Origin of the sequence: Lacicoccus alkaliphilus DSM 16010 (assembly GCF_900142805.1) — a bacterium.
Taxonomy (GTDB): domain Bacteria; phylum Bacillota; class Bacilli; order Staphylococcales; family Salinicoccaceae; genus Lacicoccus; species Lacicoccus alkaliphilus.
Genome location: NZ_FRCF01000002.1, coordinates 151,736 through 175,890 on the forward strand (window position 1 = coordinate 151,736; position 24,155 = coordinate 175,890).

Below are 24,155 nucleotides of genomic sequence, written 5' to 3' on the forward strand. Positions count from 1 at the left end.
ATAACAGGGAGTGAGTTCATGAAACGTATTATCGCAGCAGTGATTGCTGCAGCTTTGCTTGTCTTCGGCATCTTCTTTTCAATCTTCACCAGTCTGTGGGCGAGCGATTTCCAGGATACATTCGACCAGTTCACAGGCGGCGACTTCCCGCCGACGCAGATTGTTGAGCAGGGGAACCCGGGCAGCCAGATTGCGATGATCAATATCGAAGGCAGTATCATCGACACGGGCAGCCAGCCGGGCATGCTTTCTGCAGACCAGTATAATCATCAGCTCGTCATCGAATCATTGAAGCAGGTCATAGAAGACGACACCATACAGGCAGTCCTTCTCAATGTGGATTCACCAGGGGGCGGAGTATATGAATCAGCCGAAATACATAAATACCTGGTGGAAGCAGCAGAAGCGGGCAAGACCATATACAGCGCGATGGGCGGCATGGCGGCTTCCGGAGGATATTATGTCTCCGCACCGGCTGATCGGATATTCGCATCGGAAGAGACCATGACCGGTTCGATCGGCGTCATCATGCAGTCGCTGAATTTCGAGCAGCTTGCCGAAGATATCGGCGTCGAATTCAACACCTACACAAGTGGTGATATGAAGGAAATGCTGAGTGCGACAAAGGGGCCGAGCGAGGAAGAGGCGGAATACGTGCAGGGTATGGTCGACAGCATGTTCGATGACTTCGTGCAGGTCGTCGCAGACGGCCGTGACATGAGTGAAGACGAGGTCAGGGACCTGGCGGACGGCCGCATTTATCTCGGTGAAGACGCTATGGATAACGGACTTGTGGACGAAATCGGTTATCTTGAGGATGCAATCGCCGCATTGAAGGAAGAAGTGGGCGGCAACCCCCAGATCATCGAATATGGCTATGCCAATAACTTTGCAGGCATCAACCTGAACTATGGCGTGAAAAGCCTCATCGGCGAATTCACAGGCCAGAATGACATCGCACGTATAGAGCATCTGATCAATCACCGTCAAGGCCTGCAGCCGATGTACCTGTATGACAGATAAGGAGGGACAGTATGGAAAATGCACAACCGGAAACAGTCAGATACCAGCCGGCACATGATACATTGACCGACAAACTCGACTACATGTCGAGTGCATCTTTCCTGAGCAGGGCGGTGGCATTCATCATCGACGGCCTTGCAATATGGGGGCTCAGTCAGATCATCATCCATCCTGTCCTCCAGCTGGCAGGAGTGGGGGATGTCTACTTTCTGACACCGATGCTCAGTGTCGCGAATATCGCCACCGGAGTTCTTTATTACCTGTACTTCATACTGATGACGTACTTTGCGCAGGCGACACTCGGAAAAATGATTACGGGAATCACTGTAGTGGGCAGGGATTCAGACAAGCTTTCACTGTCCCAGGTCATATTCCGTGAGCTTGTCGGCAGATACATCAACAATACATTGTGGTACCTGCCTTATCTCGTGGTCCTGTTCACAGAGCGCAGGATCGGCCTGCATGATTACTTCGCGGATACTTATGTGGTGAAGAACAGCTTCAACCTCTACAAAAAGGAAATCAAAGCGGGTATGACCGGACAGGGACGATCTGACCATCAGGTAGATGGTTTGGGTCATGGCAGAAATCACATTTAATGGCAGTCCATGCCCGGGACGGATGGGCCGGCTGACTATGCAGCCTTCGATGCTTTGAAATTTTCATAAAATGTAATATAATGTGTGAAAAGGACTGTTCAGTGATGGACAGTCCATATTTTATGTGAGTGGGGATATAATGGCGAAAAGTAATTTGGAAAAAGTATATCAGCTGATCGTGGACGGAACTGAAAAAGTCCTGGAGGAAAACAGCGGTATTTCGAGGGTCGAAGCGATGACGGAGGTACTGCTCTCCCTTCAGATCGAAGAGGGGAAGTATGACTACGCCGACATGAGGAAGGGCGTCCAGTTTGCCTATCTTTATCAGCTGAATAAGGAAAGTGTGCAGCCGAATCACCAGTTGACACCGGATTCGATCGGTTATCTGATTGCACATCTTGTACAGCTCTTCAAGGAAGAGGATGAAATCAATGTACTTGACGCGGGGAGCGGCACGGGCCACCTGTCGATGACGATCAGGGAACATGCGGAAAACGTGAACCTCCATGGTGCGGAAGTGGATCCGGTGCTGGCCCGTTTCAATGTCGCATTGTGTGAATTTCTTAAAGTCCCGATGGACATTTATCCTCAGAATATCATCGAACCTGCCAGACTGACCGAAATGGACATTGCGGTCGGGGATCTTCCGATCGGCTATTATCCACTTGATGTCGAAGGCTTCACGACTGCTTTCAAAGAAGGGAGAAGCTTTGCACATCTTCTGATGCTGGAAGCGGCGATGAGCTGCCTGAAGGAAGATGGTATCGGCATCTTCGTCGTACCTTCGAACATTCTTGAAGAGAACAATGAGACGATCAAGGAGTTCGTATCGACAGAGGCGACCCTGCTGATGTTTTTGAATCTTCCGGACACATTATTCAAGACGGAAAATATGCATAAGTCGATTATTGTCCTGAAAAAAGGATATAAGCCCATTGAGGACATAGAAGTGCTCCTTGGTGACGTGCCCGACTTCAAAAATGCAGAACAGATGAAGCTGTTCCTTGACAGGACGGATGCGTGGTATGAAAAATATGCTGTTAAGAAAAAGTAGGTGGAGAACATGACTAAAATTTTAGCGGTCAACGCAGGAAGCTCGTCATTTAAATTCCAGCTTTTTGAGATGCCGCAGGAAGTGGAGATTGCCAAAGGACAGGCAGAGCGGATTGGAATGGGGGACGGTGTCTTTTCAATTACGGTCGGCGGCGAAAAGAAGTCCAAAGAGCAGAAGTTCGACACGCATGAAGAAGCGGTCGATGTCATGCTTGAAGCGCTGGTCAAAAATGGCGCAGTGGATGATATCAATGAAATCGCCGGTTCGGGCCACAGGGTGGTCCACGGCGGGGAAGCGTTTGATGATTCCGTTCTGATTACTGATGAAGTGGTCGGGAAGATCGAAGAATTGAGTGAACTTGCCCCGCTCCACAATCCGGCCAACCTGATGGGCATCCAGGCCTTCCGGGAACAATTGCCGGATGTGCCCCACGTCGCCGTGTTCGATACGTCCTTCCATCAAAGTATGCCTGAAAGCTCGTACTTGTACAGCCTCCCTTACAGTTACTACAAAGACTATGGCATCAGAAAGTACGGGTTCCACGGTACAAGCCATAAATATGTGACCCGGAGGGCGAGTGAAATGCTCGGCAGACCCCTGGATGAACTGAGGCTGATCAGCTGTCATCTCGGCAATGGTGCAAGCATCGCAGCTGTAAAGGGCGGGAAGTCCGTTGATACATCAATGGGCTTCACACCGCTCGCAGGGGTGACGATGGGCACACGGTCGGGGAATATCGATCCGGCACTCATCCCATACATCATGGAAAAGACCGGCAAAACCGCATCGGAAGTGCTGAGTGTCCTGAATAAAGAATCCGGGCTGCTCGGGGTCAGTGGATTTTCAAGCGACCTTCGGGATATCGAAGAAGAAGCGAGGAATGGGAGCCGCCGTGCGGAACTCGCCCTTGATGTCTTCGGTGAGAGGATCCATAAGTATATGGGTTCGTATGCCACACGCATGGGCGGCCTTGATGCGATCATATTCACAGCGGGCGTCGGAGAAAATTCGGACATCGTCCGTGAAAAGGTGCTGGAAGGCCTCGAATTCATGGGTGTTTATTTTGATAAATCCATGAATGATGTAAGGGGTCAGGAAAAATTCATCAACTATCCGCATTCACCGGTGAAAATCATCATCATCCCGACGCGAGAGGAACTCATGATCGCGAGGGATGTCATGCGGATTTCCGGAATGTAGACGCACAGCGTCATCTTAAATCACTTCAGCCTTGGAAAAGCTGGAGTGATTTTCCATTTGTGCGGAGCAATGGTTTGCACTCCTTAAAATCGGGAAAATACACTAAGAGTGAAACAGATGACTTTCTAAGGAGGAATCATTTTGGATAGAGAAGAAATAGTGAATGTATTCGATGAAAAGCTCAAAGCCGGGGAGGAAGAGGCTGAAACTGTTGAGGATGATGAAAATTCTGAACCTGACCATGCCGGGGGCAGGAAGCTGCTTGACCGTATACTTGAAGAATTTGAGGATTATAAAAAGAGTTTTGAAGGAAAGGGTATCGATTTGCGCATCACTTCAGGCGGGGATGATGATCTGGATACTTCCATCCATATATCGGGAATGAGGAAAAACATCGTCATTTCCTATACCGGCCCCAGTCATGCATTGGAGGTTGATGTCCGGGAAGAGAGGTTCATCCTTCCCCTCGATAAATATACGGAGGATGAAGTATATGTGGTCGAAGGCACATGGGAGATCAACAGCATGGATTATGCGGAATTTACGGATATGGTGATGCTGAAGCTGCTGGGCGAAAATACCACAGCCCGTGAACATGAATGAAGAAAAGAGCCCTCATTTGAGGGCTCTTTGTCATTCAGCGTGGTTTATCGCTTTGTTTCTTCATCGATTTCCTGACCTTCGGATACAAGTTCTTCCGTGGCGACAGTCGTTTCGAAGTCTGTCGGGATGTTTTCAGTCCTGACGACCAGAACATCCACACGGGCGTTCCTTACGATCGCTTCGGAAACCGAGCCGACGATGAACCTTTCAACTGCGTTAAGACCGGAGGAACCGCAGACGATGATGTCCGCGCCTGTTTTTTCAACTGCTTTTTTAGGAATGATCGCTTTCGGGGAACCATAGTCGATAATCTTGTCAACATCTTTAAGACCCTGCTCATGAGCCAGTGCTTCATAACCATCCAATAATTTTTTGGCGAATTCATTTGCACGGTCTGAGATGGAACGGTCGTATGCTTCAACAGATGCAAATGAGCGAGTGTCGATGACATTAATGATAGTCAGTTTTGCGTTGTTACGTTTTGCTGCGCCGAGCGCTTTGTGGAATGCCCATTCTGCTTCCCTGGAGCCGTCGACTGCAATTAAAAAGTTTTTGTATTCTATCATTTTTGAAACCCCTTTCATCTTACAATGATGTAATATGCTCTTTCAAATATCATTATACCTACAATTGGGAAAATTGACAATAATCCTCATTGAATAATCATGACGAATTTAAAAACTCGTGATACAATTGACTCAATCAAAGAAGGGAGATGTTTTAGATTGATAATCGGGGTACCTAAAGAAATCAAAAATAATGAAAGCAGGGTAGGCTTGACGCCCGGGGGTGTCCATGCATTCGTAACGGCGGGACACACTGTGAAAGTGGAAACGGGTGCCGGCGCTGCTTCTTATTTTGAAGATCAGGATTACATAGATGCCGGTGCTGACATTGCAGGCTCTGCAGCTGAAGCATGGGATGCTGAGATGGTCGTCAAGGTCAAGGAACCTTTGAAGGAAGAGTTCGGTCACTTCAAAGAAGGGATGATTCTCTACACGTTCCTCCACCTCGCACCTGAAGTGGAGCTGACTGAAGCGCTTCTCGATAAAAAGGTTGTATCGATTGCCTATGAAACCATCCAGGCGCCCAACGGTTCGCTGCCCCTGCTTGCACCCATGAGCGAAGTCGCAGGACGTATGGCGACGCAAATTGGAAGCGAATTCCTGCAGAAGACAAAAGGCGGAAAAGGGATTCTGCTCGCTGGCGTGCCCGGAGTGGAGCGGGCAACCGTCACCATCATCGGCGGAGGCATGGCCGGCACGAATGCCGCCAAGATGGCGATCGGATTAGGCGCGAGGGTCAATGTATTGGACTTGAACCCGCAGAGATTAAGGGAACTGGATGACTTGTTCGGTTCGGGTATCCAGACGATGATGTCCTCACCTCTTAATATCTCCAACACGGTGAAAGACAGTGACCTGGTCATCGGTGCTGTGCTGATCCCGGGTGCCAAAGCACCGAAGCTGGTTTCAGGGGATATGGTCAAATCAATGAGTCCGGGCTCCGTGGTCATCGATATTGCAATCGACCAAGGCGGAATTTTCGAAACAACCGACAAGGTCACCACCCATGACGATCCAACATACATCAAACACGATGTAGTCCATTACGCAGTGGCGAACATGCCTGGTGCGGTGCCGCGTACATCCACGATTGCGCTCACCAACGCAACCATGAACCTTGGTGTGCAAATCGCCAACAAAGGCTACCGTAAAGCGGCTCAGGACAACCCGATGCTGCTTGGCGGCTTCAATACACTCGATGGACATGTAACCTACAAGGCTGTTGCTGAAGCACAGGACCTCGAATATAAAGACGTCAGAGAATTATTGTAAAGTGAAAACGGAGTGCAGCCTGCACTCCGTTTTTTTATGGGTGTATATATACGACATCGAAAGGTATGTTTTTTAAAAGCGCTTCACGCTTTTCTTCAGACTCGACGACGGGAATGATCTCAATCCTTTTTTTGGCATGGATCTTCAGCTTCGCCAACGGCTGAAGTTCACTGTAGTTTTTGAAATCAACGCCGCGGATGTCGAACATCACACCGGAAACATCATACTCGATGAGCTCATCCAGGATGTGGCTCTGTCTGAAGTAAGGGGTTCTGGAGAAAGCCGGCCCTATTATGAAGTGTCTGTCTCCGATCAGCTTCGACAGCTCGTTCACAAACATGGAGTCCAAGTGGTGATGGTTGTCCGTAAACACCTCATCGGTGATATAACCTTCCACATTTTTAAAATGTTTGACCGTTTCAAAGACGATGTTCTTGTGCATGAATGGCTCCTTTTCGTCAGCATGGTTCACGCTGACGAAAATCTCGGCGCCCGGATTCAGGGATTTCGCCATATCCGCAATCACAGGGTTCGGGGCATTGAAGTCCCGTTGTGACATGACGAGGGATCGGGAATCTGTATTTAAATTATGACAATGATATAGAGTTTTCATTTTTTTCACCTCGAGAATATATTAACATACTGGCGGCTGTTTTCAGCAGTTACAATTCCTACTTATTTGATATGCAAAATGTTTTCCTTTATAATTCGGTATGACTCTAATTTAAAGGTGATTAAAATGACCAGATATGAAAATATGACAGAATTGATCGGCGGAACGCCTGCTGTAAGACTGAATAAAGTCGTACCGGAAGACAGTGCGGACATATTCGTCAAACTTGAAATGTTCAACCCTTCCCGCAGCGTGAAGGACCGTGCAGCCTACAACATGATAAAAAAGGCGGAAGAGGACGGGCTGATCAGACCCGGGGACACATTGATCGAACCGACGAGCGGGAACACCGGCATCGGACTAGCGATGAATGCTGCTGCAAAAGGATACAGAGCAATATTCGTGCTGCCTGACAATATGACCGAGGAGCGCATCAACCTGTTGAAAGCATATGGTGCAGAAGTGGTGCTCACGCCAAGTGAAGAAAAGATGCCCGGTGCGATCAAAAGGGCTGAGGAATTGAAAGCGGAGATCCCGAATGCTTTCATACCGCAGCAGTTTGAAAACTATGCGAATCCTGATATCCACAGGACGACCACTGCAATTGAAATACTCGAGCAGATGGATGGTGACCTGGATGCATTTGTGGCGACTTCAGGCACCGGGGGCACGATTACCGGCACCGGCGAAACATTGAAGGATGAACTTCCGGGACTGCATGTGGCAGTCGTGGAGCCGAGCGGGTCTCCGGTACTTTCCGGTGGAAAGCCCGGTAAGCACAAATTGGTGGGGACCTCCCCGGGCTTCATCCCGAACATACTGAATGAAGACGTGTATGATGAAATCATCCAGATCGACGACGACGATGCTGTGAACATGTTCAGGAGGCTCGCCAAAGAAGAAGGATTGTTCGTCGGGCCGTCGGCTGCAGCGGCGGTACATGCGGCGATCCAGGTGGGGCGGAAACTCGGCAAAGGCAAAAGAGTCTTATGCATCGCACCTGACTCCGGTGAGAGATATTTGAGCATGGGGCTGATAGAATAGAGGCAGATGCCGAGCCGGATGGCTGGCTGAATCTATGACGCGCCGTCCGGAAAAGAGTGGAAAATCGGATTGTTCCATATGTGTTTGATGCTGCATCCGGATTTTTTCCGATTTTCCGTACAGACTCAACAGGAGGACGCGGTCCGTCTGAAGGAGAGGTCATATATGCTTGAAGAACTGAAGAAAGAGGACTTTGAAGAGGTTTATGCCATCATGGAAAGCAGTTTTCCCGAAAGTGAACGCCGGACAAAAGAAAGGCAGAGAAAACTGCTGGATGTTGAAGGATATCATTTGTACGGTCTGAAGGGGAATGGGGAGATCATCGGTTTTGTGGCTGAGTGGGACGGACCGGACCACAGGTTCGTCGAACACTTTGCAATCAGTGCGCATGCCAGGGGTGGCGGCATCGGGACGAAGCTCCTGCAGGCATACCACACGCTGAGGGATAAGCCTGTCATACTGGAAGTCGAACCTCCTGCAGATGAAATGCAAAAAAGGAGGATCGCCTTTTATGAGAGGAACGGTTACCATCTCTCCGGCTGCGGTTATACCCAGCCGGTCATCAATGAAAACCATCCGGGGATCCCGCTTGTCCTGATGAGTTATCCGGAAGCCCTGAGCGAAGAGCGGTTTATGTTGTTCAAAAACTGGATTTTCAATACGGTGTACCGCAGCGATGATTAAACAGCCCATGTTAAGGGAAGAGGGTTAAAACAAATCTCTTGGAGGTAGAATTCATGAATATTAGTTTTCATGGCCATTCTGTTGTAATGTTTGAGAATGACGGGAAGAAAGCGATCGTCGACCCATTCATAAACGGCAATGGACTCACTGATTTGAAAGTTGAAGATGTGGAAGTCGATTATATCATTCTGACCCACGGGCATAATGATCATGTGGGTGACACAGTGGAAATCGCCAGGGAAAATGATGCCACGGTGGTGGCACCGGTGGAGCTTGCCGACATGCTGGATGCGCAGGGTGTGAATGCGGTGGGCATGAACATCGGGGGCACCTTCGATTTTGAATTCGGGACGGTGAAGATGGTCCATGCATTCCATTCTTCGAGCTTCACGCACGAAGACGGCACCATACAGTACACGGGCATGCCGACCGGGCTGGTCTTCAATATCGGCGGCAAGACGGTTTATCATGCCGGGGATACAGGCCTGTTCGGTGATATGAAACTGATCAGCGACATCAATGGTCCGATCGACCTGATGTTCGTTCCGATCGGCGATCATTTCACCATGGGTATCGATGATGCTGCCTATGCTGTGAACGAACTGGTGAAACCGGCAACAGTCGTACCGGTTCACTACAACACATTCCCGCCGATCGAAGTGGATGCCGGAAAATTTGAAGAGAAAGTCGATGCGGACTGTCAATTGCTCAAGCCCGGCGAATCCGTCAAATTTTAACGTGCATACTTTGGAAGACCTGCCTTGCGGCAGGTCTTTTTTATTTTGTGACCAAACAGGTATAATGTAGTCAAGGTGATGAAAATGATGAAAACCAAAGCGGAGAAAATAATGGAATACATACAAGGGCTGCCGGAGGGGACGAAGATTTCCGTCCGACAGGTCTCAAGCTATCTCAGGGTGTCTGAAGGTACAAGTTACCGTGCGATCAAACAGGCTGAAAAAGAAGGGCTGGTCAAGACGATCGAACGTGTCGGGACGATCAGGATCATCAAAAAGGAGGATCACATCGTCGGGGATCTGACATTCGAACAGGTGAACCGTGTCATCCAGGGGGTTGTATTGACAGGAGACCAGTATCTGGACCGGGAAATCAGCCGGTTCATCATCGGGGCGATGAGGACTGAGGAAATCGAGAAATACTTGGAAGACAGTGCGTTTTTGATCGTCGGAAACAGGGAAGATGCACAACTGCGGGCAATCAACAGCGGTGCCGGGATTCTGATCACCGGCGGGTTCGGTGCTTCCCAGGAAATTTTGAAGAAAGCCGAAGCGCATGAAGTCCCTGTCATTTCGACGGAGTATGATACGTTCTCGATCGCTTCGATCATACATCGTGAACTCTACAGCCTGTCATTGATCAATGAGGTGACCACGGCAAATGATCTCATGATCAAACAGAATGATTATTCGGTTGACCTGAATGCAGACCATTCCCGTTTCGTCTCAAATGACAAAATCAGCTTCCTGCTGGACGGTGATCAGTTCCTCGGTACTTTGAAGTCTCAGGATGTCGCATACATCAACAAAGACAACTACAAGAACCACCTCCACCAGGATATCCATGTACCGTCCCATACAACGATCCAGAGCCTGAGGCAGATGATGACTTGGCACCAGCTGAACATCATCCCGATTGTCGGTGATTCACTCCAATTCCTCGGCGTCGTCCATCGCCGGGACGTCTTCAAAGATGCGGTCCCGCACACGCTGCAGACGGGCATGTCGACTGAAGAGATCATCGACCGCGAAATCACCATCAAGGAAAATGAACTGCATATAAAAGTGATGCCGTTCATGACTGATGAATTCGGTACACTGACACAGACCGGATTCATGCGGCTCGTGGAAAGGATGATCATGATGGTGGCGAGGGAGCATGATATCGCGAACTACCATATCGATTCGCTCCATATGACCAACTTGAAGCTCGTCCAGATCAATCAGAACATCCAAATGAAGGGGGAGATCCTGGACATCGGCGATCAGTATATCCGGATGGAAATCAAGACGATGACCGATGGTGTACTGTACAGTAAAGTCGGGCTCATGGTCCAGTATTTCAAATGATGCCGGTCCGGGTCAGGGCAGAGCCGGCGGAGAAGCAGGTCTTGGGTGCGTTAAACCCGGTCTGAAGCGGGGAAAAGAAGAGGGATCCGATCTGATGGGGAGGAAAATGGCTGTCCAAATCGGAGGAACTGCCCTCCCGCACGATAAATAAAAAACCGGCATTTCTGCCGGTCTATCTGCGACTTGTCTTTTTATTCCTTTCAAACTCTTCCCATGCTTTTTCCTCAATCGGCAGGTTGCCTTTGAATTTACGGCGTGCTTTGTTGTAGTACCAGATGTTATAGCCGCCGAAGACTATGAAGATGATCCCCACCAGGTATGAAACGGCAGTCCCGAACTGGACGATCGAGTTCAGTCCGAAAGAGAGCATTGCGATGCCGAGCCATATCATTGAGATGCTCTTGTAGTAGACGGTCCGTACTTCGCGGTTGGTCCTGAACTGTCTGATCTTATAAATCAGGAACATGAAAAAAGAAAGAAGCAGCAGTGTGACAAGTGATGAGACGATGATTTGATACATTAACTCCATCAGTTACAACTCCATTCCTCATGTAGTATAATATTTTATGATTACTTAGTAAATCTTTTTAAAGGGAGAATCCATTTTGTTCACAAATTATATAAATGATTTAACATCATTAAAAGAAAATTACAAAAAAGTACTGAATATGATCAACCAATACGACGAAATCATCATTTTCAGGCATGTGAGGCCTGACCCCGATGCCTACGGCGCCCAGCTTGGCCTGAAGGAAATCATCAGGAAAATCTTTCCGAACAAGAAGGTGAGTGCGCTCGGGGAAGCCGAGCCGAGCCTGTCTTTCCTCGGGAACATGGATGAAGCGGAAGTGGGCAGCGGGGCGTTGTACATTGTGGTGGATACGGCAAATAAAGACCGCATCGACGGGGAAATACCGGCAGATGCCAAAGTGATCAAGATCGACCACCACCCGGACCATGATTCATTCGGTGATATCAACCTGGTCGAGACGGATGTATCCTCCACGTCGGAGCTCTTGTATCTGCTCACGAACATGTGGGGTTTTCAGAACGACTACGTCAACGGTGAAGTGGCGAAGCTCCTATACATGGGCATCGTCGGCGACACCGGCAGGTTTTTATTCAACAATACGACAAGCATGACGCACTACGTCGTTTCGGAACTTAAGAAGTATGATTTCGATGCAGCCGGAATGGTCCAGGAGATGCAGAAGACCTCACTTGAATCCTTCAGGTTCAAAGGGCATCTCATCAATCACTTCACCCTGCGTCCGAGCGGACTACTCCATATTTTCATCAGCCGCGAAGAACTTGAAAATTTCGGCGTGAGCAGCAATGAAGCGAGCATGAGCGTCAATCTCTACAGGGACCTCGATGAAGTGGGTGTGTGGTTCATGGCAATCGAGGAAGGGGACGAAGTCAGAGTCAGGCTGCGCTCAAAATCCACGGTGATCAATGACGTGGCACAGCACTTCGGCGGCGGCGGCCATCCGCTTGCCGCAGGCATCACGCTTGGCCATAAGGATGAAGTTGAAAGCCTCATCCGGGCACTGGAAGAAAAAATCGAACAGGAATGATTAGGAGGAGATTGAAATGATCAATTTGAATGTCCATTCGAGTTACGAATTTCTGAACAGTAATATTAAAATTGATCCTCTTTTGAATCTTCTGAAGGAAGATGGACAGACTGCCGTCGCTGTGACCGATTTGAACCATATGCACGGCATCTATCAGCTGCTGTCTAAAGCACCGGCTTACGGCATCAAACCGCTCGCCGGCATGGAGATACTCATTGACGACGGCCTTGGCGGCATCCCGTTCATCTTATATGCAAAAAATGACGAGGGGTACCGCTCCCTCATCAGAACCTCTGCGATGCTTTCATATAAAGGCATCACCAAAACCCCGAAAGACTTCTTTATGAAAAATGTCCAGGGCTGTGTCTGCATCGCCAAATCCGGTACCGGTACAGCATTGCTGGAGGAACTCCCGACAGACCCCGACGATAAATATGCCGCTCACCATATAGAAGGGACGAGCCATAAACGTGTGTTCATACACACTTCAAGATATATGCGGAAGGAGGACAGGAAGGCGCTTAAAGTGCTGAACGCCATCCGGGACAACGACCGGCTGGAACCGCATGAACTCACCGAAATCACCGGTGGGGAATACATATTGAAAAAAGAAGATGTGCCGGAGGAAATGTGGCCGTTTCTCGATGCGAATAAAGAAATCGTCGGCAAATGCAATGTGCCGGTGCCGAAAGTCGGCACCACGCTCCCGCATTTCCCGCACCCTGATAATGATGATTCGGATGCATTCCTCCGGCGGCAGCTGAACAGGCAGCTCAAGGAGAAGACGGACGGCAGTGCGGCATATACCGAACGGCTGAGATATGAATTTGATGTCATCACGAGCATGGGGTACTCCGATTATTTCCTCATCGTCAGTGATGCGGTCAATTATGCGAAAAGTAATGATATATATGTCGGGCCCGGCCGCGGTTCGTCCAGTGCGAGCCTCGTATCGTTCCTTCTTAACATCACCGAAGTCGATCCGCTCAAATACAACCTGCTGTTCGAACGTTTCCTGAACCCTGAACGTGTGACGATGCCGGACATCGACATCGACTTTGAAGATACGAACAGGGATGAAGTTGTGGAGTATCTTATAGATAAGTACGGCCGGATGAACGTATCCAACATCATCACCTATGGCACCCTCAGTGCCAAAATGGCGGCAAGGGATGTCGGCAGGGTTTTGAATTTCAGTGATGAGGAACTGAAATACATCGCCGGCATCATCGGCCCGGAATTGAACGTCACACTCGATAAGGCTTTCAGCAGTGACGCCTTCGAAAGGCTGATGTCGGGTGATGACAAGTACAAGCTGTACAGGGAAGTATGCCTCTCCGTCGAAGGACTGCCGAGACATGCCTCGACACATGCGGCCGGGGTGCTGGTGAGCGAGACGAAACTTACGGAGAACATTCCGATCATGTTCACTGAAGGACACACGATCAGCCAATGGCCGATGAACGAAGTGGAGGGTGCCGGGCTGCTCAAAATCGATGTGCTCGGGCTCAGAAACCTTTCCCTGATCAGAAGAATGGTGAACATGATCAGTTACAGGGGCGGCTCGATCGACATCCATGATCTTGAAGAAGATCCGAGGGTCTATAAAATGCTCGGGCACGGGCTCGGCCTCGGTGTCTTCCAGCTGGAATCGGCGGGCATCCGCAATGTGCTGAGGGAGGTCCGACCCACGGAATTCATGGATCTTGCCGCCGTTCTGGCCTTATACCGCCCGGGCCCGATGAAGGAAATACCAAACTTCGTACGCGGCAAGCATGAGCCGGAAACCGTGACGTATCCCCATGAAGACCTGGAGGATATATTGAGGGAGACGAACGGGGTCATCGTCTACCAGGAACAGATCATGCTGATTGCAAGCAGAATCGCCGGTTATACATACGCCCAGGCGGATATATTAAGGCGGGCGATGAGTAAAAAGGACCGGGAGACGCTGTACAGGGAAAAAGAGAACTTCATTGACGGGGCAAAAAATAAAGGATATGCAGAATCACTCGCCGAGCATATCTTCAACCTCATCATGAAGTTTGCAGATTACGGTTTCCCGAAAAGCCATGCGGTGGCCTATTCCAAGATCGCATACATCATGGCCTATATAAAAACGCGGTTCCCGGATATCTTTTATTCAGTGATACTGATGCAGAACATCGGCAATCATGCCAAAATCAATGAACTGATCGAAGAGATGAAACTCCTGAAAATCAAAATCCTCCCACCGGACATCAACAGGTCCCGGTACAGCAACACGGCGGAAAAAGGTGTCAGACTCGGCTTAGGGATGATTGAAGGTGTCACATATAAGACGGCGGAATCGATCCTGAAAGCGAGGTCGGAGGGGCCGTTCGAAGATATATATGATCTGAAGACGCGGGCCGACATCAATTTATCGGAAAAGGTGCTCAGAAATCTGATCCTTTCAGGTGCGCTGGACGGATTTGAAGAAAACCGCAAAACCATGCTCCAGTCGATGGGCCATCTGAAAGATATCAATGCAGAGGAGTTCTCAACCGAATCGTTCTTAAGCGCGCTCGGTTTCAATGTCAAAAAGGAATATGAATATGTGGAGGAGATGACGCAGATGGAAAAGATCGAAGGCGAAAAGGCCGCACTCGGCTTCTACCTTTCCAGTCATCCGATCAAGCTGATCCAGCATGAGAACCAGTCCATTCCGTTCAACATGTTCAGCCAGCAGAAATTATACGGCACCTACCTTGTGTTCTTTGAAGAGTTGAAGGTCATCAAGACCAAAAAAGGGCAGAATATGGCATTTGCCAAAATCACGGACGGCATCACCGACATGGACGCTGTGATTTTTCCGAACGTCTATTTCACCGAGCATCCGAAGCTCGAGGCAGGTGTGCTCGTTGTGCGGGGGAAGCTTGATGAAAGGAAGGGCCGGGCGCAGATGATCATTGAAAAGGTGGAAGAACTGGCAGCTTTCAAAGAAAATTATTTGAAAAGCGTGAAAAAGATCTATGTGAGGAATGAGGATAAATACGACTTCGATCACCTTTTGGGCGAGTCGGGGATCATCGTCTTTTCATTCGAAGAGAATCGCATCATTGGCAGGATAGCCGGTCACAGCCTGGAAAATCTGCAAAATATCATTGAACCGTCTGACTTGAGATTTATGGCATAAGTTGTTGTGTAAATTATGATAATTTGGTAATATACAGAGTGGTATGACCACCAAAAAAGAGAGGTTGATTGAATGTCTTTAAGAGATGACGCACTGCACATGCACAAAATTAACCAGGGAAAACTCAGTGTAAATTCGAAAGTCGAGCTGAAGGATAAAAATGATTTGAGCCTGGCTTACTCACCGGGGGTGGCTGAGCCATGCAAGGAAATATATGAAGATCCGAGAACCCTCTTCGATTATACGATCAAGGGGAACACCGTCGGGGTGGTTACGGACGGTTCTGCGGTACTCGGGCTCGGCAATATCGGTGCAGAAGCCAGCCTGCCCGTCATGGAAGGCAAAAGCGTACTGCTCAAGGCATTTGCAGGTGTCGATTCTTTTCCAATCGCTTTGAAGACGAACGATGTCGATGAAATCGTCAATACGGTCAAACTGATGACCCCGGTGTTCGGCGGAATCAATCTTGAAGACATATCAGCACCGCGCTGCTTTGAAATAGAAGAAAGGCTGAAAAAGGAGACGGACATTCCCGTCTTCCACGATGACCAGCACGGTACGGCCATCGTCACTTTAAGCGGTCTTTTGAATGCACTGAAGCTGACAGGGCGCTCTTTTAAGGATATAAAAGTGGTGTTGAACGGCGCAGGGGCCGCAGGCGTCGCCATCGTCAAACTTCTGCACAGCTTCGGGGTGAAGGATATGATCATGTGCGACTCCAAAGGTGCTATTTATGAAGGGCGTCCGAATGGCATGAACCCCATCAAGGAAGATATCAGTAAATACACGAACATGAACAACCTTGAAGGGACGCTTGAAGAGGTGATCGCAGGTGCCGATGTCTTCATCGGTGTCTCTGTCGCCAATGCACTGTCGGAAGATATGGTGAGGTCGATGGCGGATGAGTCCATAATTTTCGCCATGGCGAATCCGAACCCCGAAATCATGCCGGATATTGCGTTATCTTCAGGGGCGAGGGTGATCGGCACGGGCCGCAGTGATTTTCCGAATCAGATCAACAATGTCCTCGCATTCCCCGGCATCTTCAGGGGGGCGCTCGACGTCCGCGCCACCCATATCAATGAGGAAATGAAAAAAGCGGCGGTGCGTGCCATTGCCGAGTTGATTCCGGAAGACGAACTGAGCAATGAATATGTCATCCCTGACCCGTTCAATCCGCTTGTCGCGCCATCGGTGGCCAGGGCGGTCGCTGAAGCGGCGATGCATTCGGGTGTCAGCAGGATCAAGGTGGACGCCCAGGATGTCTACGACAAAACGATCGACTTAACTGAATCGGGGTAAAATATGAGTGAAAAAAAAGGACTTGAAGCTGTTATAGAGGAAATTTACATGATCATCGATTCCGAACGGATCCAGGTCGGACAAAAGATCCCCAGTGAAAGATATTTGAGTGAAAACCTGAATGTCAGCAGGCAGAGTGTCCGGGAGGCGCTGAGGGCCCTCGAGTTTTTGGGGATCATATATGTCAAGCGGGGCGAAGGCACGTACCTTGCTGACATCGACAGCCATCAGCTGTTCGAACTGATCGCAAAATATCTGGTCCGCACGGATAAGCAGAGGCGGGAATTGAGCGAAGTCCAGCACATGATGGAAGAGTACGTAGGCAGGAAAACCGGCGGTGATGAAACCGTCCTCTCTTATGACAATAAGATCATGAGGAAAATTTATGTGATATTAAAAAAATATACAGGACGATAAGCTGTTTAAAAATGGGGAATTCAAATATGTTAAGGGATTTATTTTTCAAGTTGAACAAAAAAGCGAACGATAAAAAAGAAGAGCCCGGTGTATCTCAAAACAGTGAGTCGATCATCACGAAATGCCCGAACTGCAAGAAGATACTGTATTCAAAGGAGCTCTATAAAAGGCTCAACGTCTGCTCGAACTGTGATCATCACCTGATGATCACGAGCACCGACAGGATGGAAGCCCTGCTGGACGAAGGGTCGGAGACACCGTTGTTCGAAGGGATCACGTCGGTGAATCCGCTGGATTTTCCAAATTACGAGTCGAAGCTTGAGAGTGACAAGGTGAAAACGGGTCTGAACGAAGCTGTGATCGTGAGCGAGGGTCTGATTGACGGTGCACCTGTGGTGATCGCCATCATGGATCCGAGGTTCCGCATGGGCAGCATGGGCGCCGCAGTAGGTGAGAAGCTGGCGCGTGCCTTCAACCATGCCACGGAAAAGAAACTGCCCGTCATCGTCTTCACCGCAAGCGGCGGTGCGAGGATGCAGGAAGGCATCATCTCCCTGATGCAGATGGCCAAAGTCAGTGTGGCAGTGGAGCGGCATCACAATGCTGGATTGCTGTATATCGCCTACATGACGCACCCGACCACCGGCGGTGTATCGGCAAGCTTTGCATCGGTCGGCGACATCAATCTGGCTGAACGCGGTGCCCTGATCGGCTTTGCCGGCCGGAGGGTGATCGAGGAAACGATCAAAGAAAAATTGCCGGATGATTTCCAGACTGCCGAATTTCTGCTCAAACACGGGCAGCTTGATGAAGTTGTGGACAGACGCGACATGCGCGACTATTTAAGTCGGATTTTATCCATGCACAGCGAGGTGAGATGATGGCTTTCGAATTTGAAAAACCGTTGAAGGAACTCCAGGACAAGATCAAAGAGCTGGAGAAGTATGCTGCCAAAAACAAACTGGACCTTACAAAGGAAATCAGTTTCCTTGAAGATAAGGTCGATGAAAAGAAAAAAGAAATTTATGAAAACCTGACGCCGTGGCAAAGGGTGGAAATCGCAAGATACATGCACAGGCCGACCACCCTCGAGTACATCGAAACTTTATTCGACGACTTCATGGAATTTTACGGCGATCGTGTTTACACCGATGATGCGGCAATCGTCGGGGGGATAGCCATGTACAAGGGCACACCCGTCACTGTGATCGGCCACCAGAGGGGCCGGGATACAAAAGGCAACATCCGGCGCAATTTCGGCATGGCACACCCTGACGGTTACAGGAAAGCACTCAGGCTGATGAAGCAGGCGGATAAATTCAACCGGCCGGTCATATGCTTCATCGACACGAAAGGTGCATATCCGGGGAAGGCCGCAGAAGAGCGCGGGCAGAGTGAATCGATTGCCCGGAACCTGGTTGAAATGGCGGGTTTGAGAGTGCCTGTCATCAGTATAGTGATCGGGGAGGGCGGCTCGGGCGGAGCCCTGGCGCTCGGCGTCTGCAACCGTCTGCTGATGCTTGAAAACGCCACTTACTCGGTCATTTCACCGGAAGGTGCCGCGAGCATCCTGTTCAAGGATGCTTCATTGAAAGAGATTGCGGCAGAATCACTGAAGATCACTGCAGACGACCTGAAATCGCTCGGCATCGCCGACACAGTCATCAAGGAGCCGGACGGCGGTGCGCATAACGATAAGGATTATGTGTTCAGAAGTCTGGATGAGACATTATCCGATCACCTCACGCAGCTTGAAAAATTGTCGGGTGATGAGCTCGTTGAGGACAGATTCCAGAAATATATGGCAATCGGTGAATATGAAGAACAGACATAAGCAGCCTCCGGGCTGCTTTTTTATTGGGGACGTTTTGCGGGTACAAATAATGGCTAGAATAAAATGTATATGATACTTTTAGAGTAAGTAACCAGATGGGGGACTATATATGAAAAAACTGGCAGTTTTGACAAGCGGCGGAGATTCGCCCGGCATGAACGCGGCCATCCGTGCAGTGGTGAGGAAGAGTATTTTTGAAGGTTATGAAGTCTATGGTGTTTACCAGGGGTTTCAGGGCCTGATCACGGATAATATAGAGAAGCTTGAACTCGGTGATGTCGGTGACATCATCCAAAGGGGGGGGACAAAGCTTTTCTCGGCAAGATGCCCGGAGTTCATCGATGCAGGTGTCAGGAAAAATGCCATTGAGAATCTGAGCAGACGCGGAATCGATTCGCTTGTGGTCATCGGCGGCGACGGAAGTTACAGAGGTGCCGAGAGGCTGGATGCGGAAGGCATCATGACGGTCGGCGTCCCCGGAACGATTGACAACGATATCAACGGCACTGATTTCACCATCGGTTTTGACACGGCATTGAATACGATCGTCGATGCCGTCGATAAAATCCGCGACACGGCGACCAGCCACGAAAGAACGTTCATCATTGAAGTGATGGGCAGGGACGCGGGAGACCTCGCTCTCTGGGCGGGCGTCGCCGGCGGCGCGGAGACCATTCTTATACCCGAAGATGTATCCGATGTCAAAGCTGTCGCGGAACGGATAGAAGCCGGCATGAACCGGGGCAAGAAGCATTCGATCATCATCGTTGCCGAAGGTGTGATGTCTGCAGGTGAGTGCGGCAGGGAACTCAGGAAATACATCAATGTCGATACGAGGGAGAGTGTACTCGGCCATATGCAGCGCGGCGGCAAGCCGACGGGCAGCGACAGGGTGCTTGCATCCAGACTCGGTGCATTTGCGGTGGATCTATTGAAAGACGGCGTTTCCGGCTGTGCAGTGGGCATTGAGAACAACCGTCTGACCGAGACATCATTCGATGAAGTATTTGCAGAGGATCATCAGATCGACAGAGTTTTATATAAACTATCACAAGAGTTATCAATTTAGGAGGATGCAATTAATGAGAAACACTAAGATTGTCTGTACCATCGGACCAGCTTCAGAGTCACCGGAAATGCTTGAAAAACTGATGAATGAAGGTATGAACGTCGCCAGGCTGAACTTTTCGCACGGCGACCACGAAGAACATGCGGCGCGTATCAAAAATATCCGGGAAGTGGCCCGGAAACTGGATAAGACGATCGGTATACTGCTGGATACAAAAGGGCCGGAAATGAGGACGCACTCCATGGAAAATGGTGCAGTCGAACTGAAGAAAGGGCAGGATATCATCGTCAGCATGGACGAAGTCACAGGGACATCCGAGAAGTTCTCGATTTCTTATGCAGGACTGATCGATGACGTCGACTCCGGCAGCAGAATACTGCTGGATGACGGTTTGGTGGAACTGAAGATAAAGAACATCGATAAATCTTCGAATGAAATACTCTGCGAGGTCCTGAATGACGGTGTGCTCAAAAATAAAAAAGGCGTCAATGTGCCGGGGGTTTCGGTCAACCTCCCGGGCATCACGGAAAAGGACGAAAAGGATATCATTTTCGGCATCGGGCAGGAAGTGGACTTCATCGCCGCAAGTTTCATTAGAAGGAACAAAGATGTGCTTGAAATACGCGATCTTCTTGAAAAGCACAATGCCACACATATCAATATCATTCCGAAAATTGAAAACCAGGAAGGCATCGATAATATCGACTCCATCCTTGAAATATCCGACGGCCTGATGGTGGCACGCGGAGATCTGGGCGTGGAAATACCGCCGGAGAGCGTGCCGATGGTCCAGAAAGATCTGATCAGGAAGTGCAATTTGATCGGTAAACCCGTGATCACGGCGACCCAGATGCTGGATTCGATGCAGGTGAATCCGCGTTGTACGCGCGCTGAGGCCAGTGACGTGGCAAACGCCATTTATGACGGTACGGATGCAGTGATGCTGAGCGGGGAAACGGCAGCCGGGGACTATCCGGTGGAAGCGGTGAGGACGATGGCTTCCATTGCGGTTTCCGCCGAAGAAGCACAGGATTATAAAAAAATGTTGTCTGCACGGACGAAAGTCCAGCAGCCGAACCTTGTCACAGCCATCGGAGTTTCAGTGGCCCATACGGCACTGAACCTGAACTCGAAGGCGATAGTCGCTGCAACGGAGTCCGGCCATACGGCGAGGATGATATCCAAATACCGACCACAGGCGGATATCATTGCCGTTACACCGTATGGATATGTGGCGAGGCAGCTGGAACTCGTGTGGGGCGTCCATCCCATCGTGGAAGATGCGACCAAAGATACGGACACCCTGCTCAACATGTCCGTCGCCGTCACCTTGGAAAAAGGGTATGCGAGCAACGGCGACCTGCTGATCATCACTGCAGGTGTGCCGACGGGCCATGCCGGCACGACAAACCTGATGAAACTGCATGTAGTCGGTGATGTGCTGCTGAAAGCACAGGGGATCGGCAGGAGAAGTGCGGTGGGGGAAGTTGTGGCGGCCCGTGATTTCGAGGAACTGAAATCAAAAGACCTTAAAGATAAAATTGTCGTGCTCCAGTCTGTGGAACCCGAAATGACGGCGCTCCTGGAAGAAGCGGCAGGACTCGTCACGGTAGAGGGCGGACTGACTTCACATGGTGCAATCATCGGCCTGAACCTCGGCGTCCCGACCATCGTCGGCGCTGCAAAAGCATTCGAGCTGCTCGAAGATGGTGAATTGGTGACGATAGATGCAGAACAGCATTCCATTTACAGCGGGCATGCGAATGTACTTTAAGGCCCCCGAAAGACGCCTGTCAGCTTCAATCACGCTGACAGGCGTCTTTTATTCATGTTTTTGTTTTACTATGAAAATTTCACTGGTATAATAATTTTGAGGTGTTCATATGAAAAAGCGTTTTTTATTGATGACGATGTTTACTCTTGTTCTGATATTGTCTGCATGTAACGGCGATGAGGAAGATGCCGGCTCCTCCGAAGAAGGGTCGGGTGAAACGGCTGATACCACAGAAACAACAGAAGAAACAACAGAAGAATCTTCAGGAAATGGTGAGGAAGACCGGGAAGAGGCCAACGGCGAGCCTGAAACGTCCGCTGACGAATTGATCGATGCCGCCCAGGATGAGTGGGGAGAGACCGACAGTTATGAATTGAATCAGGTCTTCCTGATTGAAGACGGCGATACATCCGATGCGGTGCGGATGATCACCACACACAGCGACCAGGATGAACTGAAAGTGGCAATCAACCATATCGAGGCGACGGTGACCCATTACATCTTTGAAGACGAACATCATATATACAGCGGGAATCAGTTTGAGCAGCAGGCGGAAGCAATGGATATAGACGGCACAGCCTACAGGGATTTGATCAGTGACCTGGATCGGTACCGTTCCGGCGGAGTGGAGCGCTCTGAAGACGGATACGAATTGATGATGCAGGTCGAAGATGCGGAAGATGCGGAAAATCTGATGAGCGAAGAAATGGCTGATCTGCTGCAGGCGGCCGATGATGTCTCCGGTGAAATCACTCTGACTTTCGACGAAGAATACCGTTATACCGGCGGTGAGATGACGGCCGTACTGGTGAACGACGGTGAAGAAACGGAGCTGTCTTCGACTTTTACAATTGAAAACATCAATAATATACCCGTTATCGAAAAGCCGAGCGGCATGTAAAAGACCAATTATTCATTAATTGGTCTTTTATAATGAAAACTTATCACGTATGATAAGATAATTAAACGTTTCTTATCATACGTGATCACAATGTATAAATAATGCATAAATCCTTTGGCGATGGGGATTGAAAGCGTTTTTGTAAATGCTTTCACAACCTTTGGGCTTATATTGATTCATTCACAATCATTTATTATTTGATATAATGGGAGAAACTATGAATATTAGTAATAGTAATTTAGAGGAGGATTTGAAATGCCTGAAAACAAAGGTTTAGAAGGGGTAGTTGTTGCTGATTCCAAGATCAGTTCCATCATCGGGTCACAATTGACGTACGGTGGATATGAAATTGACGATCTTGCTGAAAATGCATTGTTCGAAGAGGTGGTTTATCTCTTGTGGAATGATCAGTTGCCGAATCAGCAGGAATTGGATGCATTCACTGATGAATTGTTCAATTTGATGACTTTGGATGACAACATCTATAAGCATTTTGAATTATATCCGGTTGACAAGGTCCACCCGATGTCAGCCATAAGAACCGGCCTGTCACTGACGGCCCACTATGATGAAAACGCCGAGGACAGCTCGGTCGAGGCATCGAAAAACAAGGCGGTGCGGATTCTTGCCCAGATGCCGGCACTGGTTGCTGCATTTGCACGGATCAGGGAGGGCAAAGAAGTGGTCAAACCTAAAGAGGGTTTGACGTATGCTGCCAACTTCCTTTATATGCTCAACGGGGAAGAGCCGACGGACACGGAAGTGGAGGCAATGAACAAAGTGCTGGTATTGCAGGCGGACCATGAGCTGAACGCTTCGACTTTCACCGCCCGCGTATGTGTCGGTACCGAGTCTGACGTATATTCCGGTGTGACGGCTGCAATCGGTGCGCTCAAAGGCCCGCTGCACGGTGGTGCAAACGAGCAGGTGATGGAAATGCTGAAAGAGATCGGTTCCCTCGACAATGTAGAAGGTTACTTACAGAAAAAATTTGATAATAAAGAAAAGATCATGGGTATCGGCCACAGGGTTTACAAAGACGGGGATCCGAGGGCGAAGTATCTTAAAGATATGTCCATGAAGCTCACTGATGAAAATGGTTACAGTGAACTGTTTGAAATCTCAACGAAGATTGCGGACATCGTCAAAGAGGAGAAAGGCCTGCTGCCGAACGTGGACTTCTACAGTGCGACTGTATATCATTCACTCGGCATAGAATCGGACCTGTTTACACCAATCTTCGCAATGAGTCGTGCGTCCGGCTGGACAGCGCACATCCTGGAACAATACGCAGACAACAGACTGATCAGACCAAGAGCTGAATACGTCGGTGCCACGGACAGGAAATACGAACCAATCGAAAACAGATCATAAAATTT

The 24,155-nt window shown here is 49.4% G+C and carries 23 protein-coding genes; 20 read left to right on the forward strand and 3 right to left on the reverse strand.

Annotated elements, in window-relative coordinates; all coding sequences use genetic code 11:
• Positions 1-18: 18 nt before the first annotated feature.
• The 5 genes from sppA to BUA12_RS00950 all read left to right on the forward strand — a co-directional run bounded on the left by sppA (position 19) and on the right by BUA12_RS00950 (position 4,479).
• Positions 19-1,023, forward strand: a complete 1,005-nt coding sequence (gene sppA / locus BUA12_RS00930; protein ID WP_072707433.1) for a signal peptide peptidase SppA — start codon at positions 19-21, stop codon at positions 1,021-1,023.
• Between the two features lie 11 nt (positions 1,024-1,034).
• Complete coding sequence (locus BUA12_RS00935) at positions 1,035-1,622, forward strand: RDD family protein (RefSeq protein WP_072707435.1); 588 nt, start codon at positions 1,035-1,037, stop codon at positions 1,620-1,622.
• Positions 1,623-1,761: 139 nt separating this feature from the next.
• A complete protein-coding gene (locus BUA12_RS00940; RefSeq protein ID WP_072707436.1) occupies positions 1,762-2,676 on the forward strand; it encodes a class I SAM-dependent methyltransferase in 915 nt (304 codons plus the stop codon).
• 9 nt (positions 2,677-2,685) lie between these two features.
• Positions 2,686-3,876, forward strand: a complete 1,191-nt coding sequence (locus BUA12_RS00945) for an acetate kinase (protein ID WP_072707438.1) — start codon at positions 2,686-2,688, stop codon at positions 3,874-3,876.
• 141 nt (positions 3,877-4,017) lie between these two features.
• A complete protein-coding gene (locus BUA12_RS00950) occupies positions 4,018-4,479 on the forward strand; it encodes a hypothetical protein (RefSeq protein ID WP_072707443.1) in 462 nt (153 codons plus the stop codon).
• 44 nt (positions 4,480-4,523) lie between these two features.
• Here the strand turns inward: BUA12_RS00950 and BUA12_RS00955 are convergent, their stop codons facing one another.
• The gene (locus BUA12_RS00955; RefSeq protein WP_072707444.1) at positions 4,524-5,045 is read right to left on the reverse strand and encodes a universal stress protein; all 522 of its coding nucleotides are present in this window, start codon (positions 5,043-5,045) and stop codon (positions 4,524-4,526) included.
• Positions 5,046-5,204: 159 nt separating this feature from the next.
• Here BUA12_RS00955 and ald point away from each other — a divergent pair, with 159 nt between their 5' ends.
• Complete coding sequence (gene ald / locus BUA12_RS00960) at positions 5,205-6,317, forward strand: alanine dehydrogenase (protein WP_072707446.1); 1,113 nt, start codon at positions 5,205-5,207, stop codon at positions 6,315-6,317.
• Positions 6,318-6,351: 34 nt separating this feature from the next.
• Here ald and BUA12_RS00965 read toward each other — a convergent pair whose 3' ends face one another.
• A complete protein-coding gene (locus tag BUA12_RS00965; RefSeq protein ID WP_245772718.1) occupies positions 6,352-6,876 on the reverse strand; it encodes a hypothetical protein in 525 nt (174 codons plus the stop codon).
• 180 nt (positions 6,877-7,056) lie between these two features.
• Here BUA12_RS00965 and cysK point away from each other — a divergent pair, with 180 nt between their 5' ends.
• The 4 genes from cysK to BUA12_RS00985 all read left to right on the forward strand — a co-directional run bounded on the left by cysK (position 7,057) and on the right by BUA12_RS00985 (position 10,745).
• On the forward strand, positions 7,057-7,974 hold the full coding sequence (gene cysK / locus BUA12_RS00970; RefSeq protein WP_072707450.1) for a cysteine synthase A: 918 nt from the start codon (positions 7,057-7,059) through the stop codon (positions 7,972-7,974).
• 165 nt (positions 7,975-8,139) lie between these two features.
• On the forward strand, positions 8,140-8,658 hold the full coding sequence (locus BUA12_RS00975; RefSeq protein ID WP_178138208.1) for a GNAT family N-acetyltransferase: 519 nt from the start codon (positions 8,140-8,142) through the stop codon (positions 8,656-8,658).
• A 53-nt stretch (positions 8,659-8,711) separates the two neighbouring features.
• Complete coding sequence (locus tag BUA12_RS00980) at positions 8,712-9,395, forward strand: metal-dependent hydrolase (RefSeq protein WP_072707452.1); 684 nt, start codon at positions 8,712-8,714, stop codon at positions 9,393-9,395.
• Between the two features lie 111 nt (positions 9,396-9,506).
• Positions 9,507-10,745 (forward strand): DRTGG domain-containing protein, encoded by a 1,239-nt coding sequence (locus tag BUA12_RS00985; protein ID WP_245772719.1) that lies wholly within the window; start codon positions 9,507-9,509, stop codon positions 10,743-10,745.
• A 172-nt stretch (positions 10,746-10,917) separates the two neighbouring features.
• On the opposite strand, the gene BUA12_RS00990 is transcribed toward BUA12_RS00985, so the two are convergent.
• Positions 10,918-11,274, reverse strand: coding sequence for a YtpI family protein (locus BUA12_RS00990; protein ID WP_072707455.1), 357 nt, complete (start codon positions 11,272-11,274; stop codon positions 10,918-10,920).
• Positions 11,275-11,350: 76 nt separating this feature from the next.
• Here BUA12_RS00990 and BUA12_RS00995 point away from each other — a divergent pair, with 76 nt between their 5' ends.
• The 10 genes from BUA12_RS00995 to BUA12_RS01040 all read left to right on the forward strand — a co-directional run bounded on the left by BUA12_RS00995 (position 11,351) and on the right by BUA12_RS01040 (position 24,150).
• On the forward strand, positions 11,351-12,322 hold the full coding sequence (locus tag BUA12_RS00995; protein WP_084669792.1) for a DHH family phosphoesterase: 972 nt from the start codon (positions 11,351-11,353) through the stop codon (positions 12,320-12,322).
• Positions 12,323-12,338: 16 nt separating this feature from the next.
• A complete protein-coding gene (locus BUA12_RS01000) occupies positions 12,339-15,479 on the forward strand; it encodes a DNA polymerase III subunit alpha (protein WP_072707457.1) in 3,141 nt (1,046 codons plus the stop codon).
• A gap of 72 nt (positions 15,480-15,551) precedes the next feature.
• The gene (gene ystJ / locus BUA12_RS01005; RefSeq protein WP_072707459.1) at positions 15,552-16,781 is read left to right on the forward strand and encodes an NADP-dependent malic enzyme; all 1,230 of its coding nucleotides are present in this window, start codon (positions 15,552-15,554) and stop codon (positions 16,779-16,781) included.
• A 3-nt stretch (positions 16,782-16,784) separates the two neighbouring features.
• Entirely contained in the window at positions 16,785-17,198 is a 414-nt protein-coding gene (locus tag BUA12_RS01010; protein ID WP_072707461.1) for a FadR/GntR family transcriptional regulator, read from the forward strand.
• 26 nt (positions 17,199-17,224) lie between these two features.
• The gene (accD, locus tag BUA12_RS01015; protein ID WP_072707463.1) at positions 17,225-18,079 is read left to right on the forward strand and encodes an acetyl-CoA carboxylase, carboxyltransferase subunit beta; all 855 of its coding nucleotides are present in this window, start codon (positions 17,225-17,227) and stop codon (positions 18,077-18,079) included.
• Positions 18,079-19,032, forward strand: coding sequence for an acetyl-CoA carboxylase carboxyltransferase subunit alpha (locus BUA12_RS01020; RefSeq protein ID WP_143146057.1), 954 nt, complete (start codon positions 18,079-18,081; stop codon positions 19,030-19,032). The genes accD and BUA12_RS01020 overlap by 1 nt, the downstream gene beginning before the upstream one ends.
• Positions 19,033-19,141: 109 nt before the next feature.
• Entirely contained in the window at positions 19,142-20,101 is a 960-nt protein-coding gene (gene pfkA / locus BUA12_RS01025; protein ID WP_072707467.1) for a 6-phosphofructokinase, read from the forward strand.
• 13 nt (positions 20,102-20,114) lie between these two features.
• Positions 20,115-21,875 carry a pyruvate kinase gene (pyk, locus tag BUA12_RS01030; protein ID WP_072707469.1) on the forward strand — a complete coding sequence of 587 codons (1,761 nt, stop codon included), beginning with the start codon at positions 20,115-20,117 and terminating at the stop codon, positions 21,873-21,875.
• A gap of 109 nt (positions 21,876-21,984) precedes the next feature.
• Positions 21,985-22,776 (forward strand): hypothetical protein, encoded by a 792-nt coding sequence (locus tag BUA12_RS01035; protein WP_072707471.1) that lies wholly within the window; start codon positions 21,985-21,987, stop codon positions 22,774-22,776.
• 255 nt (positions 22,777-23,031) lie between these two features.
• Positions 23,032-24,150: a citrate synthase gene (locus BUA12_RS01040; protein ID WP_072707473.1), complete on the forward strand. Its 1,119-nt coding sequence runs from the start codon at positions 23,032-23,034 to the stop codon at positions 24,148-24,150.
• The last annotated feature ends 5 nt before the right edge of the window (positions 24,151-24,155 follow it).